This is a genomic window from Clostridium sp. CCUG 7971 (assembly GCF_017590215.1).
GTDB lineage: Bacteria > Bacillota > Clostridia > Peptostreptococcales > Peptostreptococcaceae > Faecalimicrobium.
In genome coordinates, this window is the sequence record NZ_JAFFPK010000118.1 from 30,551 (window position 1) to 47,235 (window position 16,685).

Below are 16,685 nucleotides of genomic sequence, written 5' to 3' on the forward strand. Positions count from 1 at the left end.
TTTAGACTTCTATTTATTTCCCCCAATAGGAGTCTTTTTTTAATAAAAAAAGAACTAGCAATCGCTAGTTCTTTTTTGTTAATTATTCTATTCCTTTTAACTCATATCCTACTTCTTCTATTACTTCTTTTAATGTATTTTCAGATATATTCTCATTCATATCGACTATAGCACATTTATCTTCTAAGCTAACCTCTATTACTTTAACACCTTCTATATCTTCTGTAAGTGCTGTTTTTAAATGATTTACACAATGTCCACAACTCATACCGTCTATTAATAATTTCTTTTTCATAACTATACCTCCTTATATACCCTATAAGGGTATTATATCATAAGTTAATTTATTTTTTAATATATTTTTTATTATTTATCTTATTTTTAAATATATGCTATCTTAAACCTATAAAATAAAAAAGTAGGACTATTAAAGTCCTACTTTTTATTATTTTTTAACTTCTATATTTAAATTTGTTATGCCTTCATATACATCAAAGTCATTAGGTGAAATTTTTCCTTCTAAACGTCTATTTGTAACTATATAATCATGTCTAATAACTAAACTCATAAATAATGCATTATCATTTACATACGCTTGTAAAGATTTATATACATCACTTATTTGAGATTGTGATGTTGCATTTATTAAAGATGTTATATAACCAGTTAATTTTTCATCACTATATCCTATATTCTCTATTACATTTCTAGCATCTGGAACACTTGATAATTCCCATCCTACTAATGCTAAATCATATTTTTTTGAACTAATAGCTTCATCTAGTTCTTTATCTACTAGTTCAACTACTGTCGATTTTATTCCTATAGCTTTTAAATTTTCACTTATTAAATATGCAGATTTAACTCTTTCACTATTATTTTTATTAACTACTATTTTTAGATTCAATTTAGAAATCATCTTTTTAATTTCAACTTTATTATTTTCTTTTTTGTCTTTATCACTATCTTTGCCTTTAATTTCATTATTTTTATTTTCTTTTGATGAGTTTTTATCCTTATTATTTTCATCTTTACTTAACTGTTTATCCTCTGCTGAAGGATTTACTTTTTCAAGATAGCTTTTAGCTTTTTCTTTGTCATATTCTAATTGTTTAATATCATTATTATAATACTTAGATTTAGAATTTAATGGAAAATTAACTAATTTTCCATTTCCCATATATCCTTCTTCTAGTATTTTTTCTTTATTTATAGCATGTGAAATTGCTTTTCTAAAATTAACATCTTTTAAGAATTTATTGTCATAATTAAATATTACAGACTCATAATCTCTGCCTTCATATTTAGTTATATTAAATTCTTTTTCATAGAATTTACTTAAATCACTTAATGAAACACTAGTTATATCACTATCCAATGCCATAACCATAGAAACTTGAGCTTCTGCATCTGGAACTATTCCTATTTTTATATCTTTAGAATTAGAAGGTAACTTACTATAGTAATCTTTATTTATACTTAAGATCATACCATCTCTAACTCCATACTTTTCTATTTTATAAGGTCCATTTCCTATTAAATTATTCTTTTCTTCATCAGCCTTACCATCGCTTAATTCATCCTTAGATACTATTGGAAAATTAATGTATCTACTGAGAATGCATATTTATTTTTAAACTTAATAGTTAATTCCTTATTATTTATTGTAGATACAGATGCAATATTATCAGTTAAAATCTTATATGGACTTTCTGAGCTTTTTTGAATTAACTCTATACTGTATTTAACATCTTGTGATGTTACATTATTTCCATTGTGCCATTTTGCATTTTTTAATTTAATATCTATACTCATACCATCTTGAGATATTCCATACTCTTCTACTAATTGAGGTACTACATTATAGTTTTCATCAATCGTAAATAGTCCGTCATAAATCAAATTCATTATATATCCTACTGATTTATCTTTATTTATTATAGGATTTATGGTTTTAGGCTTTACCATTGTAAGGTTTATGTACTCTGAATTTATACCACTTTTTTCAGTGTCTGAATTAGCCTCATTCTCTTTATTATCACTGCACCCAACAAATGTAAGTGCTGATGCTAAAATTATAGCTAGAATTTTTTTCTTCTTCATTAGTTTTTACCTTCCTTGCTATATATCTTATTGTACTTTTCATAGTTTTTACTTACTTTTTCAACATAATTTGAAGTTTCTTTAAATGGTATACTATGAAGTTTTTGCCCATCTTTGCTATATTCATTATTTCGTAACCATTTTTTAACATTACCTGACCCACCATTGTATGCGGCTATAACTAAATCTAATTTACCGAACTCTTTATACAATTTATTTATATACCAACATCCTACTCTTATATTTACTGCTGGATCAAAAATATCTATTTCTCCTAATTCTAATTCTTCCTTCGCCCAATCCCTTGTTATATCACTTATTTGCATTAAACCCTTTGCACCCTTGTGAGATACTGCATCTTGCTTAAATTTACTTTCTGCTTTTATAACACTATAAACTAAATTTTCATCTAAGCTAAATTCTTTAGCATATTCTTCTACATACTCAGAATACTTCTTCGGGTATATTAACTTATTTATTGTGTCTTTCTCAACAAGTAAGGCTCCAAATAAGATTATGAAAATAGATAGTATTATTAATATCCTTTTCTTAATCACACCATTTCTCCTTCATGTATTTTATAAAATTATGTACTTTTTCTCTAAACTCTATAATACTCCCCGAATTATCTATTATAAAATCTCCGTACTTAATTTTTTCTTCTTGATTCATTTGAGACTTTATTCTACTTACAGCTTCTTCTTTAGTACAATTATCTCTTTCTTGTATTCTTTGTATCTGAATTTCTTCATTACATGTAACTACTACTAGTTTGTCCACTATATCTAGGTATCCACCTTCTATTAATAAAGCTGCATCTATCACTATTATATCTTTATTATTGGTTTTAGCTTCATTTATTTTATCTATTATCTTTTCTTTTATTTTAGGATGAGTCAAACTATTTAGTAAGATTAATTTTTCATCATTATTAAAAACTATATTTCCTAATGCTTTTCTATTTAAAGATTGGTCATTATTTATTATATCGTCTCCAAAAGCCTCAAATACTTTATGTAAAAGCTCTCTATCTTCAAATATGTGTCTTGCTATAATGTCTGCATCAACTACATCTATTTCATTTTCCATTAGTATATTGGAAAGGCTGCTTTTACCACAGCCAATATTTCCTGTAATCCCTAATACCAACATAATATCACCTACTTTGTTTCATACCAAGATTTACCTACATTTAAGTCCACATCTAAGTTAACGTCCATACTTACCGCATTTTCCATTTCTTCTTTTACGATTGTTTTTACTATATCAACTTCATCTTCTACAGTTTCAACTATAAGCTCATCGTGTACTTGTAATATAAGTTTAGATTTTAAGTTTTTCTCTTCTAATTTTTTATATACGTTTACCATTGCTATTTTTATTATATCCGCTGCACTTCCCTGAATAGGAGCATTCATGGCTGCCCTTTTTCCAGCATTTCTTACCATAAAGTTACTAGATTTTATTTCTGGTATATATCTTCTCCTATTTAATATAGTTGTTACATATCCATCTTCTGAAGCTTTTTCTATAATATTATCCATAAACTCTTTTATCTTAGAATACTTATTGAAGTAACCTTGAATATATTCCTTAGCTTGCTTAAGTGGTATATGAAGTTCTTCAGATAATCCAAAATCACTTTTCCCATAAACTATACCAAAGTTTACTGCTTTAGCTGCACTTCTTAATTCACTAGTAACATCTTTAGCCTCTATGTTAAATACTTGTGTTGCTGTTTTAGTATGTATATCTTCATTATGTTTAAATGCATCTATCATAGTTTCATCTTGACTCATATGCGCTAGTACTCTAAGCTCTACTTGAGAATAATCGGCATCAACTAAATCACATCCATTGTCAGAAATAAATACTTTTCTTATATTTCTTCCCATTTCAAGCTTTACAGGTATATTTTGAAGATTTGGTTCTGTAGAAGAAATTCTCCCTGTTGTAGTTATAGTTTGATTAAATGATGAGTGTATTCTACCACTAACAGGGTTTATTATAGCTAAAAGACCTTCTACATAAGTTGAATTTAATTTTACTATTTGTCTATACTCAGTAATTTTATCAATTATAGGACTTTTATCTCTTAACTTATCTAATACTTCTGCATTAGTTGAATATCCTGTTTTAGTTTTTTTGATTACTGGTAATTCTAATTTTTCAAATAGTACTACACCTAACTGCTTTGGAGAATTTATATTAAACTTTTCTCCAGCAATTTCATATATTTCTTCTTCTAGTCTCTTTATTATCTCTTTAAACTCAGTTCCTAGTTCATTTAACTTTTCTTTATCTATCTTTACACCTTCATACTCCATATATCCTAATACTTCTACTAAAGGCATTTCTACATGATAAAATAGTCCATCCATATCCATTTCATTTAAACTTTTTTCCATTACAGGCATAGTTTTAGCTACTGTGTTTATTACTTGGCCTATATAGCCACTTAGTTCATTAAATTCTAAATCTTGATACTTCTTAGCTTTTACACCTTTTCCTAATAACTCTTCACTTGATTTAACTTTTCTTGTTAAATACTTCATAGCTATAGCGCTACATTCATATGATGTTGATGATGTTGAATCTATAAGATATTCTGCTATTGTTATATCAAAGTTCATGTTTTCTAGCTTGATTCCATATGATCTTAAAGCTATATAATCATCTTTTAGATTATATCCAAATTTATTAATTTCGTTACTTGAAAATACATCTTTGAATTTATTTATTTCATCTTCATTTATATAATATATGGTTTTTCCATCAATACTCATAAAAACATACATTATATTTTTTTCTAATATGTTGCCTTCTCTTTTAACAGTTTTTAATATAACTTTCTTATTTTCATTAATTTCATTTATAAATTTATCTATATTTTCTAACTTCTCTATATTAAGTGGGGCTTCATCTTCTTCTTTTTGTTGTCCTCCATCTAAATCAACTAATCTAGATATTAAACTTGTAAATCCAAGATTTCTAAATACTTCTATAACAGCATCTTTATCAAATTCTCCATACTCTAAATCTTCTAATTTAAATTCTACTGGAACATCTCTTATAATTGTAGCAAGTCTTTTACTCATTATAGCTAAGTCTTTATTTTCTTCTACTTTCTTTTTAACACTTCCTTTAAGACTTTCTATATTTTCAATTATTCCTTCTATACTAGAAAATTCTTTTATAAGCTTTATACCTGTCTTTTCGCCTATACCTGGAACCCCTGGTATATTATCAGATTTATCTCCCATAAGTCCTTTTAGGTCTATAAATTGAGTCGGTGTCATTTCATATGTCTTCATTACAGATTCAAAATCGTACTCTTCTACTTCTCCTACACCTTTTTTAGTTATTAATGTAGTTGTTTTATCTGATGCAAGCTGTATAGCATCTTTATCTCCTGTTACTATGTATACTTTATAACCATTATCTTCTGCCAACTTAGAAACAGTTCCTATTATGTCATCTGCCTCATAACCATCTATTTCTAATCTGTTTATATTAAATTTATCTAATAACTCTTTTAATGGTTCAAATTGTACTCTTAATTCATCTGGCATTTTCTTTCTACCAGCTTTATACTCATCAAATTCTAAATGCCTAAAGGTTGGTGCTTTCCTATCAAATGCTACACTTATATGTGTTGGCTTATATGTATCTATTATTTTGAATAACATAGTTGTAAATCCATATATAGCATTTGTTTTTAATCCTTCTTTATTGTTCATTTCTGGTAGAGCATAAAATGCTCTATTTATTATTGAGTTTCCATCTATTATAATTAATCTCTTGTCCAAGTTTATCACTCCCATAGTTTTTCTTATTATTTTCTTATATAAATATGTTATTATTTAATATTACCATATTATTGAGAGTATATTAAGAATTATTATGTTGCAAACGATTTATTTAGTTGTTATAATTTATGTAGAATTATTTAATTGCCGGATTGGTGGAATGGCAGACGCGACGGACTCAAAATCCGTTGGTAGAAATACCGTATGGGTTCAAGTCCCATATCCGGCACCAATAAGTAATACCAAAGACTTCAACCGTTTGTGTTGGAGTCTTTCTATTGTCAGAAAACTTCATGTCCGTTGGTATAATTTTTAATACTCCTAAAATAAGAAAGTGAGTATTTCTAATGGCTAAGCCAATGATAAAGTTAAACAAACCTACTAAAACTAATCCGTTGTACAATTTGTCCGACTCTCTAGTGTCCGACTTCACATTCGATAACTTCTTTGAAGTATTCAATAACTTTATTGAACTAAAAACGTTGGAGGGACTAGCACCTAGAAGCATTAAAGATTATATAAACCATATGAATTATTTCAAGGGTTATATGGAGGAACAACAACGGACTTACTCAATCCGTAGTGTTGAGATAGACGCTTTTAGAAGCTATATTTACTATATGACACAAGAAAAACAATATAAACCTTGTACTATAAACATTAGACTTAGAACTCTGAGAGCTTATCTTAAGTGGTTATATAAAGAAAACTATTTATCTGAGGATTTCTCAAGTAGAATAAAGTTAGTCAAAGAGCCAGTCGATACAATACTACCTTTGGATAATATCTCTGTGAGAAAGCTACTTAAGCAACCTGATACTAGTACTTATGTCGGTTTGAGAGACCTAACTATCATGGTGGTTATGTTGGATTGTGGCATTCGTGTAGGTGAATTAGTTAGCCTTAAAGTCTCTGATATAGACTTAAAAAGTAAGGTTATCAACATCAGAAGTGAGATTGCTAAGTCAAGAACATTTAGACAAGTACCTTTGTCCTCAAAGAGCATAAAGCTACTAAAAGAGATACGCTCTATAGTGTGTGACTCTAATACAGAATACCTCTTCCCTAGTGCGTATTGCAATAAGCTAGATACTAACCAAGTGATTCATAACTTTAGAAAGTATGGACAAGAAGCTCATATAAATCAAAGGTGTACACCTCATGTATTACGCCATACTTTTGCAGTATCTTTCCTTAAGAGTGGCGGTGACGTATTTATTTTACAAAGAATACTTGGTCACAGCACTTTAGAAATGACTAGAAGGTATGTCCAACTTACAAGTAATGACTTAATTAGGAAACATAAAGAAGTATCACATTTAGATAAGCTATTTAAGTAATTACTTATGTATTTAAAACTACTTTCCCCCAAGTGTAATGGTTATATATATATTAATATAAATGATACACCTAGGGGAAATCTCCATTAACTTATATTTTTCATGTCTAAATCTAATACTTCTTTAAAACTATCGTCTAAATAGATAATATTGTATTTCTCTAAATTTCGAGTTATCTTTTTAATATCATTAAACTTATAATTAAATGCATTTGTGATTATGTCTAACATTATATCATCCTTCATAAAAGCAGGTTCATACTCAGTTTTGTATACACTCCAAAGTTTAGTTATTCCTAGCTCCCTTTTGAAGTAATCAAATGCTAAATACTTATGCTCCATATTAACATTTAATGCTTTCTCTCCATTTTCAAACATCGATTTAACTCTATTGTAATCAGATTGATTTTTCATATTTGCTGTATTTGCTATTCTAAAAGCTAAATTATTATATGACTCCATAAGCTCATTGTTAACGAGAATCTTTTCATCTCCTACTTGATAAATCGGTTCTCCACTCACTATTTTGACTCTATATCTAAAACTATCTTCTGTGTTATCTCTATGAGGTAATAGTCTACTTGTATATGTATTAAATGTCCTATCTTCTGTACTTATATATGTCACCATTTTACTAAAATCTTTTGGCTTAAATATCTTGTTATCTACTAGTCTTTTTTTGTACTTGCATATAGTACTTTCGCTTACTTTCATTTGTCTTGCAATCTCTTTGGTGGATAGCACACTATAATCCGATTTACTTTTTTGTTTAGATAATATAAGTCCCATATAATATAGTAGCTTATCTATATCTACTTGCCTATCAAATTTCCATACATTGTATACTACTTCTTTAAATATATCATATGCTAGCTTTTCTTTTGATTGTGGTATGTCACTTTCAACTTGATAAAACTTCCTATTTTTCCCTCTACCTTCGTATAAGATGTTGTATTCTTTTAATCTATCTTTACACCTTTTAAAGTTCTTATAAAGTTGATTTTCGCTTATCCCTATAAGCTGACTTACATCTGTTTTACTTATTTCTATTGTTGCCATTATTTTGTGTTCTCCTTATTATTTTGTCATAGGAGCAACACACACATTGAAATCACACATTTTTTATCTATAACTCTCTAAATTTATTGACTTCACTTATAAAAAGTTATATAATTGTCTCATATAAAGTAAGGCTACACTCCTTGCTTATTATATATAACATTAATGTAAAATAGCATATCTATATTTAGGGATTGCCATTCCCTTAGATTGCCGTCTAATGTATAGTGTTGCTCAAATATAAATGTTTTTTAACTAATAACTCTAGTGTTCGTTTCACTTTGAGTTATTTTTTTCTCTATTTCATTTAAGTATTCTTCACTACTTTTACAATGCTCTAAGTTAAGTATTACATCATTTTGTGTATATATTAACTTCTGAATGCTCTTCTTATCTCTTACAGCTTGTAAGTAATCTTCTTTTACATCTCGCTTTAGTTGATTCTCTAATGCTTTAATCTCAATTTTTTCATATAACTGAGCTTCTAATTTAATCATATCATTGTCTAACGTCGTTATAACTTCAAACTTTATTACGTTTGTTTCAAATAATACTTTGAAATCTTTATCACTTAACTCAGAGTACAAGTCCCTAATCTTATTGTACTTATCTTGCATTAACTTATTAGAATGTGTATTAGTTCTCAAGTCATATAGATGTTCATACCATCTCTGTTTAGCCTCTTGTTTAGTTAGCCCTACATAGTAAATATCATTGTGCCATATAGTATATATCTCTCTAATTCTATCTAGCATAAAGTCTGTATTTATGGTTATCTTGTATATACTCCACCTTCTGTTCGCTCTTTCTAATGCTCTTTTTTCTCTTAGACCCTTCTTTATCTCTTCTGTATGTACACCTTTTCTCTTTAATCTGTCGTACTCACTCTTACAAGATTTGCAATAAGAATAATAGTACCAACCCCTTTGATTCTTATAAGCAGTAAAATGAGAGTTAACTTCATTTTTTACGCTTGCCACGTAGGACTCTTTACAGTAAGTACACTCTTTTAACCTATCTGATAAATTTCCCCTCTCAGATACCCCTTCGGAATTTTTTTTCATATATTCACCCTCTCTTTTTTTAATTTTCATTATACTTATATTATACCACACAATTTTATATTCGTCAATCCAAACCCAGTTATATCAACACTTTCAGCTATATTATATTCTTTAAATTCTCCTAGAATTTCCTGCATAAAATTAAGAAAAAAATAATTTAGTTACAGTTTTGTAACCTTTTCACGAACTAGTAATAACTAACTCTCAACTAAAAAATATATACACCCTCACTCGATGAAACCACCCCCTCCTGCTTCTTTGTTATATATAGTTCTATGTGCAACTCATAATAGCTACCGAAGTCTCTCCGTTAAACACTGCTAAATTTAATGGTTTAAAGACTCATTAAGTGACTTAAAATGACTACCGAACTTTTACAGATAACTCTCTTATAAACAAGGGTGTAGATGCTTATTTCATAACCTATTTTAGCTTACCGCATCAGCTAACGTAACTTATTATTACATACGTATTAAACCCTCTTTAAATGTTGCATTTGAAGGCATTTTAAGTCACTCACAAACCATTCATGACACTTTCCCCTGAACCCCTTATAATTCTAGCTTCCCATTACATTTTCTCGTCTAATTTTAATAGGTTACCGTACCGAGAAAAATTTTTCATGAAATATATTAGCTGTACAAGACTTCTAGAAGCTTCTCTCACCCCTTCTTATTTAAAATCTTTTGTCTTGTAATTAGACGGTGAACCGTGTCTAATTCCGCTTACACTCGCTTCGCTCATGGTTTTCAATTTTCTCTATTTAGTATTTTCTTTTATAAGGGTTAGGGTCTGAACCCGTTGCAATCACTGGGTTTAAAAAAAGAATTAGTCCTTTTTTGGATTTATTCTTTTTTAGCTATATTTCATACTTTAAAAATCTATGAAGTAATTCTCTCATTCTCAAAGAAGGTATATAGACATTTAATATAGTATCTTCATCATTTCTAATAGTTCCTCTAAATATAAACTGTATTAAATCACTCACAGCTAATATATCCTCATCTACTTTAACACTATGAGACCTCTTAACTTGACCCTCTATTTTCAATTCTACGCTTCTCGAGGTATAATTAGTCAACTCACTTTCTATAAGCTCTTGCAGGCTCACTGAGTGGGTCTAAAAGTACTCTATGACATGTTAGTCACTCTTATTAAAATTGAGATTTTAACCATTCTATAATTATCTCATTTATTCAACTATCTTGCTCCTCTTCGTCACTCATTGCTCTGCTCCCATAGTTCTCTTAATGTTCCATCAAATACTCTCAGTGGCTCTCCTAGCGATGGACAGCCACTATAATGCACACACTGGCACAATAAAAAGACTATACATCTAGTCCTCTATCTTCGTTATCTATTGAATACTATCTCCTAGCCTTGTTGTTCTTGCTCATATTGCTTGACTAACTTATAGAATGTAGTTCTCTTAAGTCCTAGGTTCTCCATAGTAACCTTTGCTGTTTGCTCTCCTGACTTCCATTCTTGGTACTCTTCATCCCAGTTACTTGGATACTCTGCTTGTGGTCTACCTAGATGCTTACCTTGTGCCTTAGCTATTGCTATCCCTTCAGCTTGACGTTGCTTTCTAAACTCTGTCTCTTGTTGTGCTACATAACTTAACACTTGCAATATTAAGTTGCTTATAAAGTCACCTAGTAGGTCTTTGTGTTGTCTTGTATCCAATAGTGGCATATCTACAACAACTATATCTGCACCTTTGTTTGTTATTGTATTCCATAGTTCCATGACTTCTTTGTAGTTTCTCGATAGTCTATCTATTGACTTGATAACTACTAAGTCACCTTCACCAACTACTTTCAACATAAGTTGCAATTGTGCTCTATCTGTATTAATTCCCGAAGCTTTGTCTATTAACTCAATAGCATTAGTTATATTATTATCTTTGTTCCACTTCTCCATAGCTTCTATCTGTCTAGCTTCATTCTGCTCCTTGCTAGACACTCTTATGTAATTAAAAACCTTATTCATATTACCCCTACCACCTTTACTTGTTATTATAATTTAATTATATATAATCCATTCGCAAAGGTCAACTTCATAAACGAATATATTCGAATATTTTTAACAACATTTCTGAACATAATATATAGAATGTAAATGGCTATAATTAAACATTCCTTATTTTATCACTATCTATCTTTAAAGGTATACTTTTGTGAACTGTTGATAAAATATATAATCACAGGTGCACCATCATGACAAGGTATAAATCAAGTACTTAAAACCTTTCAGTTATTGTATTTGCAATACTTACACCCTTTTAGGTGATTTTGTATAATAAAATAATAAAAATATTTATTATTTTTAAAAGCCTTGCAATTACTTAAGTTCAGATTATCCACATAGTTTTTGCAAGGTTTTCAGTATACTTGAAGTAATAAGTATATATTTGGTAATATAATTGTAAGGACTAAAAAAGACATTAGCTCCCAACTAATGTCTTTGCTCCCAATTAATGTCCTTGGAAGGTGGTGAAATCATTGAAAATAACAATCGAATTAACAAAAGAGACTGCAATCTCTTTATTATTCTTAGGTACACTGTTACAACAACTATTCATCAAATAATTTTTTAACTTTAACCTTATTTTAAAGCTTACTCTGCTGGTTGTAAAGTAGTGATAAGTAGTAAAAAGGCTATACAGTATGTAACTTCTACTGTATAGCTTTTTTATTTTTTTTGACTAAAATTTAAACTAAATAAAATAAATTCATCAAAAAGCTAATGCTAATATAAATGCTATTACTATACTTGCTACAAATATTAATGTTAATGTTATAATTGCTTTTGTTAATGCTCCAAATACTTCTACTAACAAACTACCACCTCTCAATAGAAGCATTGCCAACTATGTTATACATAAAACATTCTCTTAGTTCCTTACTTACAACTGTTACACATTATATTAATTATATTCTTTCCAACTAACCCGCTAAAAAAACTAGAAATACATCTAGCCTATTGTAATTATTACTCATTGTATGATTTTGAAAAATAGTTATCGTAATACACTTTATACTCATCAAACATTAATTCACCTATTCTGTCAGATTGTTCTTTACTTATAGTTCCATCAAATTCTGGATTTGATACGATTTCTTTTAATATGGAGCTCATATCCTTTATGATTGGAGTTACTTTCTTTTGAAATTCTAACATATCCTCTTTTGGAGCATCATCCATATAAAACTCCTTAACCATTTCATCACAAGTCATGCTTGGAAACTTATCGAGTACTCGTATATTTTCATTTAATATACCATATAACATATCATCATTTTGTTTATTATCTTTTGCATAGTGAGACTCAAATATAACTTCATTAGGTTCTGAGTTCTCCATATCGGAAAATACACCATGCATTGAATAGAAGTAGTCATTTATCGATTCATAATCTAAGTTTTCCCTTTCAAATACTTCTACACCTTTATCCATGTTTCTCTCATCTGCTTGATATCCATTTGAAGCACAACCAACTACTCCTAACGATAAAATAACCATTCCTCCAATTAATATTTTTTTCATATTCTCCCCCTAATTATTTATAATTAATAACAATTTCCTTAAGTGCATGACTTAATACATCCTGCACCTTGTACTCTTTGTATATATCTGCATAAACTTTAAAGCTCCTAGTAGCTATTTATCATATTCCTCTAAAAAGTTGTATAAAGCTTGTGATAATAAACTTGGATTATCTATATGTCTAAACTTAGTATCTGCAACATCCTTAAATCTGCTCCATATCTTAGCATCTAATCTAATACTTGTTTTCATATTAGTCGTTTTAGGGTAATTAATCTCTAAGCCTGTTACAACCTCTACTACAGGAGTAGTGTCACCCATCTGACTCCTCTGTGACTTATACCAATTTAACATCTCCTCATACTGCTCATAATTATTAAGCATATTAATTAATTTTTTCTGTATGTTTACATCCTGTAGGATTGCTAGATGCCCTATTACTCCTCGCTGACTCCCCTGAAGCTCTACAAATAGAAATAAATATATCATTATTTATATTATATAAGGAGCATAATCAGTTAAATATATTAGCCATATAAAAAATAGACTATAAAAGTCTATTTAAAATTTAATTTAATTATAAATATATATTAATATATATCATCAAATTTAGGAGCTACTACTATCTTGCCTGTCTTATCTATCAGTCCCTTTTTCTCTCCTATTGTTACGATAGCTACTTCATTTTCAAATCCATAAGCTGATATTTTATCAAATTGAGGTTCTATTACTATCTTTCCGTCTTTATTGATAAAACCATACTTATCATCTACTTTAACTTTTGCTACTCCATTCTCAAATGCTGATGCCTCATCAAATTTCGGTTCTATTATAACCTTTCCTTCTTTATTAATAAAACCATATTTATCATCTACTTTAACTTTTGCCATACCTTCACTAAACTGGTCTAAATCATCAAATTGAGGTTGTATGACAATCTTACCAGCTTTATCTATAGCTCCCCATTTTTTCTCTATTTCTACAGATACTAGACCTTCTTTGAATCCACAAGATGCAACATTATCAAATTGCGGCTCTATTACAACCTTACCTTCTTTATTTATAAATCCATATATAAAGTCATCATTTGTAACATCTGCTAATCCTTCACTAAAATCTCCAACATTATCAAATTGTGACTCTATTACAACCTTACCTTCTTTATCTATAAATAACCATTTCCCATTTAATAGTACACACCTTAACCCTTCTCTAATTGCTCTTGTCTTAGTGTAAACAGTATTCACTATAATTTTTCCTTCTTTGTTTATATACCCACACTGCTTATTTAATTCTACTTCAGCTACTCCATCAATAAATAGACCAACCCATTCATATATAGGCTCTACAATAGTATTACCTTCTTTATCTATAAATCCCCATTTATCCTTTATTTGTACTCCTGCTAGTCCTTCACTAAAAGCCTTTGCATTATCATATATAGGCTTTATTATTACATTTCCTTCAAAATCCATAAATCCATATTTTCCACCTTTTTCAAAAGCTACTAAACCATCTCCATATCCTTTAAATGTAGTATCATCTTTACCATCTATTACTACATTACCTGCTTTGTCTATTACTTTATAACTATCATCTATTTTAGCGACAGCTATTCCTTCAGCGAAAGGAACATTAATTGTCCATTCATATTCTTTCGTTTTACTACACCCTACTAAACCTAATGTAAGTAAAAGTATAATACTTATCTTTTTTACCATTCGCTAATCCTCCCCATCTTTTACTTATGATTTTCCAAGTATTCTCGTAAAGCCATCGAGACTAAATCAACCTTTTATACTGCTTATTTTCCTCAACGAACTCATTAAACTGTCGTAACACGTCTGTATTAACCCTTAAAGTAGTTAATGCATTGTCTGTTGTTTCAAGGTCTATCACAATCTGACTACTTAATATAGTTGAGTTCTTTTTATAACGCTCTATCATCTCAATTAATGTTTGATACTCCTTAGATAAGTTAATCAAATTACTTTGAACCACCTTATCATTTATTAAAGTAACGTCTGTATTACTACCGTTATTAAGCTTTTTATCTATATCATTGATAGCTATATCATCTTTTACCTTGATATCTATTACAACCCTCTCAACGTCTGTTGCACTGTCGTTATATATATACTCATTGCTATATTTGCATAGGCATAATTAATCTTTTTAAATCTATCAGCGATGACGCTTCTACCTACTCCAAACTCCTTAGATATCTTAGTTAAACTATATCCCTCTTTGAGTTTGTCATTGATGTATTGCAACTGCTCTAGTTTTTCCATTTGATTAAACTCTACTTTATCCGCTACCTTCTCCTCGTATACAGTCGTATTACAACTATTATAATAGCATTATGTATTCTATATTAAGTGAGTTATATCATTTATAAGATAAAAGGAGACCTAATCAGGCTATTTTGGGTTACTCCCCAAATACCTAGTATTTATATCGTTTATATCTTCAATATTTAAAATTTCATTTATAACAACCTCATTATTAATTAAGTCAGGATTTAGCTTTATAATTGTTTTATCTCTTAAATCGCTCGACTTATTAAATTCTTTTATTGACCCAACTTTCATTTCTAAAGATTTGTTTGTCTTAATAATCCTGATTTCTTCATAAGGATTATTACCCCCATTCAAATTTCCACCATATTCTTTGTCATTAATTACTTTATCTGACTTTAAATATAATCTATATATAACACTTCTCTTTCCTAAATCTTCAACCACTAATTCTAATGATTCTTCTTGCTCATTAAAATCTATATTATGGTCTATAAATAGTTTCGCCATATCTACAACTTCTTTCATATACTTATCTTTATAAGCTTCAAATTTCATTAAATCTATAGAAACAGAGCTACACCTATTTTTACCATTTATAAAACCTATATCATAAAATACCCTTGTATCTTCTTGATATTTTGAATTAAATTTATTTCTATGCTCAATAGATATATAATCTTTAGCTGATGAGCAATTATATGATTTTGACCAATAGTCTTCTACAGACTTTTCTAAATCACCTATTTTAGGACTGTCTTCCGAAAATATCTCTGATTCAAAAGATATTTTATCTCTTGAGTCAGAACACGCAGTTACACTAATAAATAAAATTATTAATAAAATAGATATAAAACCCTTTTTTAATTTTTGCAAGCTATTATCCCCCTTTTATTAACTGTAAGTACTAACTAATTTTCATATCTACAAGGTGTATAACCTTTAGATGTGGCTTCATTGTACATAATTTTACTTATTTCATTAGCTGATTGTAAACCTTCACAATTAGAATTATAATGATATCTTTTTCCTGAATATGGTGCTATATACACTTCCTTATCTTGATTTGTATATTTTTTACCATTTAGCCAAGCTTCATATTCTCCATTTTCAATATCTTCATTAAGTATTTCCTCTTGATAGTCAGTGTATTCTTTTTCTACATTCTCTGCTTCCTCGTATAACCTAGCTTCGTATTCTAGCTTAGCTAAGTAAGAATCTTCCTCATCTTCTATTGATATATTATTATCTTCAATATATCTTTCAAGGTCTGTTAGCTCTTCATTATTTTCAATAGTCTTGGTTTTAACAGTACTACATCCAACTAATGATATTGATAATAAAACCATTGCTCCTATTAAAACCTTTTTCATTTCCTAATACCCCCTAATTTGCTTATACAACATAGTATCATATATTAATTGTAGGATTTTGTAAGATTTTGTATTAACTTTTGATTTTTTCT

The 16,685-nt window shown here is 28.9% G+C and carries 17 protein-coding genes and 1 tRNA gene; 2 read left to right on the forward strand and 16 right to left on the reverse strand.

Going from position 1 to position 16,685, the window contains the following annotated elements:
* Positions 1-82 precede the first annotated feature (82 nt).
* From JWF52_RS14465 to polA, 6 genes are all read right to left on the reverse strand, one after another.
* The gene (locus tag JWF52_RS14465) at positions 83-295 is read right to left on the reverse strand and encodes a heavy-metal-associated domain-containing protein (protein WP_208334248.1); all 213 of its coding nucleotides are present in this window, start codon (positions 293-295) and stop codon (positions 83-85) included.
* A 150-nt stretch (positions 296-445) separates the two neighbouring features.
* Positions 446-1,627, reverse strand: coding sequence for an ABC transporter substrate-binding protein (locus JWF52_RS14470; protein ID WP_353654955.1), 1,182 nt, complete (start codon positions 1,625-1,627; stop codon positions 446-448).
* On the reverse strand, positions 1,591-2,103 hold the full coding sequence (locus JWF52_RS19410; protein WP_286184189.1) for an ABC transporter substrate-binding protein: 513 nt from the start codon (positions 2,101-2,103) through the stop codon (positions 1,591-1,593). The genes JWF52_RS14470 and JWF52_RS19410 overlap by 37 nt, the downstream gene beginning before the upstream one ends.
* A complete protein-coding gene (locus JWF52_RS14475; protein ID WP_208334280.1) occupies positions 2,103-2,657 on the reverse strand; it encodes a lytic transglycosylase domain-containing protein in 555 nt (184 codons plus the stop codon). Before JWF52_RS14475 ends, JWF52_RS19410 begins: the two co-directional genes overlap by 1 nt.
* Positions 2,653-3,255: a dephospho-CoA kinase gene (gene coaE / locus JWF52_RS14480; RefSeq protein WP_208334249.1), complete on the reverse strand. Its 603-nt coding sequence runs from the start codon at positions 3,253-3,255 to the stop codon at positions 2,653-2,655. Before coaE ends, JWF52_RS14475 begins: the two co-directional genes overlap by 5 nt.
* Positions 3,256-3,263: 8 nt before the next feature.
* On the reverse strand, positions 3,264-5,927 hold the full coding sequence (polA, locus tag JWF52_RS14485) for a DNA polymerase I (protein ID WP_502711261.1): 2,664 nt from the start codon (positions 5,925-5,927) through the stop codon (positions 3,264-3,266).
* A 131-nt stretch (positions 5,928-6,058) separates the two neighbouring features.
* On the opposite strand from polA, the gene JWF52_RS14490 reads away from it, so the two are divergent.
* A tRNA-Leu gene (locus tag JWF52_RS14490) sits at positions 6,059-6,144 on the forward strand.
* A 127-nt stretch (positions 6,145-6,271) separates the two neighbouring features.
* A complete protein-coding gene (locus tag JWF52_RS14495) occupies positions 6,272-7,252 on the forward strand; it encodes a tyrosine-type recombinase/integrase (RefSeq protein ID WP_353654956.1) in 981 nt (326 codons plus the stop codon).
* Positions 7,253-7,338: 86 nt separating this feature from the next.
* Here the strand turns inward: JWF52_RS14495 and JWF52_RS14500 are convergent, their stop codons facing one another.
* From JWF52_RS14500 to JWF52_RS14545, 10 genes are all read right to left on the reverse strand, one after another.
* Entirely contained in the window at positions 7,339-8,310 is a 972-nt protein-coding gene (locus JWF52_RS14500) for a hypothetical protein (protein WP_208334252.1), read from the reverse strand.
* 251 nt (positions 8,311-8,561) lie between these two features.
* Complete coding sequence (locus tag JWF52_RS14505) at positions 8,562-9,374, reverse strand: GIY-YIG nuclease family protein (RefSeq protein WP_208334253.1); 813 nt, start codon at positions 9,372-9,374, stop codon at positions 8,562-8,564.
* Positions 9,375-10,233: 859 nt separating this feature from the next.
* Positions 10,234-10,425 (reverse strand): YonV C-terminus-related protein, encoded by a 192-nt coding sequence (locus JWF52_RS14510; RefSeq protein ID WP_208334254.1) that lies wholly within the window; start codon positions 10,423-10,425, stop codon positions 10,234-10,236.
* Positions 10,426-10,748: 323 nt separating this feature from the next.
* On the reverse strand, positions 10,749-11,366 hold the full coding sequence (locus tag JWF52_RS14515; RefSeq protein WP_208334255.1) for a recombinase family protein: 618 nt from the start codon (positions 11,364-11,366) through the stop codon (positions 10,749-10,751).
* Positions 11,367-12,368: 1,002 nt separating this feature from the next.
* Entirely contained in the window at positions 12,369-12,923 is a 555-nt protein-coding gene (locus JWF52_RS14520) for a hypothetical protein (protein WP_208334256.1), read from the reverse strand.
* 114 nt (positions 12,924-13,037) lie between these two features.
* The gene (locus tag JWF52_RS14525; RefSeq protein WP_208334257.1) at positions 13,038-13,307 is read right to left on the reverse strand and encodes a hypothetical protein; all 270 of its coding nucleotides are present in this window, start codon (positions 13,305-13,307) and stop codon (positions 13,038-13,040) included.
* A gap of 206 nt (positions 13,308-13,513) precedes the next feature.
* On the reverse strand, positions 13,514-14,644 hold the full coding sequence (locus tag JWF52_RS14530) for a WG repeat-containing protein (protein WP_208334258.1): 1,131 nt from the start codon (positions 14,642-14,644) through the stop codon (positions 13,514-13,516).
* A 375-nt stretch (positions 14,645-15,019) separates the two neighbouring features.
* Positions 15,020-15,214 (reverse strand): helix-turn-helix domain-containing protein, encoded by a 195-nt coding sequence (locus tag JWF52_RS14535; RefSeq protein WP_208334259.1) that lies wholly within the window; start codon positions 15,212-15,214, stop codon positions 15,020-15,022.
* A gap of 129 nt (positions 15,215-15,343) precedes the next feature.
* Positions 15,344-16,096, reverse strand: a complete 753-nt coding sequence (locus JWF52_RS14540) for a hypothetical protein (protein ID WP_208334260.1) — start codon at positions 16,094-16,096, stop codon at positions 15,344-15,346.
* A gap of 35 nt (positions 16,097-16,131) precedes the next feature.
* Positions 16,132-16,593: a hypothetical protein gene (locus JWF52_RS14545; RefSeq protein ID WP_208334261.1), complete on the reverse strand. Its 462-nt coding sequence runs from the start codon at positions 16,591-16,593 to the stop codon at positions 16,132-16,134.
* Positions 16,594-16,685 lie beyond the last annotated feature (92 nt).

Bases quoted from the DNA above. Each gene is read 5' to 3' on its own strand.
- JWF52_RS19410 (WP_286184189.1), bottom strand. From the start codon at position 2,103: ATGAAGAAGAAAAAAATTCTAGCTATAATTTTAGCATCAGCACTTACA.
- JWF52_RS14530 (WP_208334258.1), bottom strand. From the start codon at position 14,644: ATGGTAAAAAAGATAAGTATTATACTTTTACTTACATTAGGTTTAGTA.
- JWF52_RS14495 (WP_353654956.1), top strand. From the start codon at position 6,272: ATGATAAAGTTAAACAAACCTACTAAAACTAATCCGTTGTACAATTTG.
- JWF52_RS14515 (WP_208334255.1), bottom strand. From the start codon at position 11,366: ATGAATAAGGTTTTTAATTACATAAGAGTGTCTAGCAAGGAGCAGAAT.
- JWF52_RS14535 (WP_208334259.1), bottom strand. From the start codon at position 15,214: ATGGAAAAACTAGAGCAGTTGCAATACATCAATGACAAACTCAAAGAG.
- JWF52_RS14520 (WP_208334256.1), bottom strand. From the start codon at position 12,923: ATGAAAAAAATATTAATTGGAGGAATGGTTATTTTATCGTTAGGAGTA.
- JWF52_RS14500 (WP_208334252.1), bottom strand. From the start codon at position 8,310: ATGGCAACAATAGAAATAAGTAAAACAGATGTAAGTCAGCTTATAGGG.
- polA (WP_502711261.1), bottom strand. From the start codon at position 5,927: ATGGGAGTGATAAACTTGGACAAGAGATTAATTATAATAGATGGAAAC.
- coaE (WP_208334249.1), bottom strand. From the start codon at position 3,255: ATGTTGGTATTAGGGATTACAGGAAATATTGGCTGTGGTAAAAGCAGC.
- JWF52_RS14465 (WP_208334248.1), bottom strand. From the start codon at position 295: ATGAAAAAGAAATTATTAATAGACGGTATGAGTTGTGGACATTGTGTA.
- JWF52_RS14505 (WP_208334253.1), bottom strand. From the start codon at position 9,374: ATGAAAAAAAATTCCGAAGGGGTATCTGAGAGGGGAAATTTATCAGAT.
- JWF52_RS14525 (WP_208334257.1), bottom strand. From the start codon at position 13,307: ATGCTTAATAATTATGAGCAGTATGAGGAGATGTTAAATTGGTATAAG.
- JWF52_RS14545 (WP_208334261.1), bottom strand. From the start codon at position 16,593: ATGAAAAAGGTTTTAATAGGAGCAATGGTTTTATTATCAATATCATTA.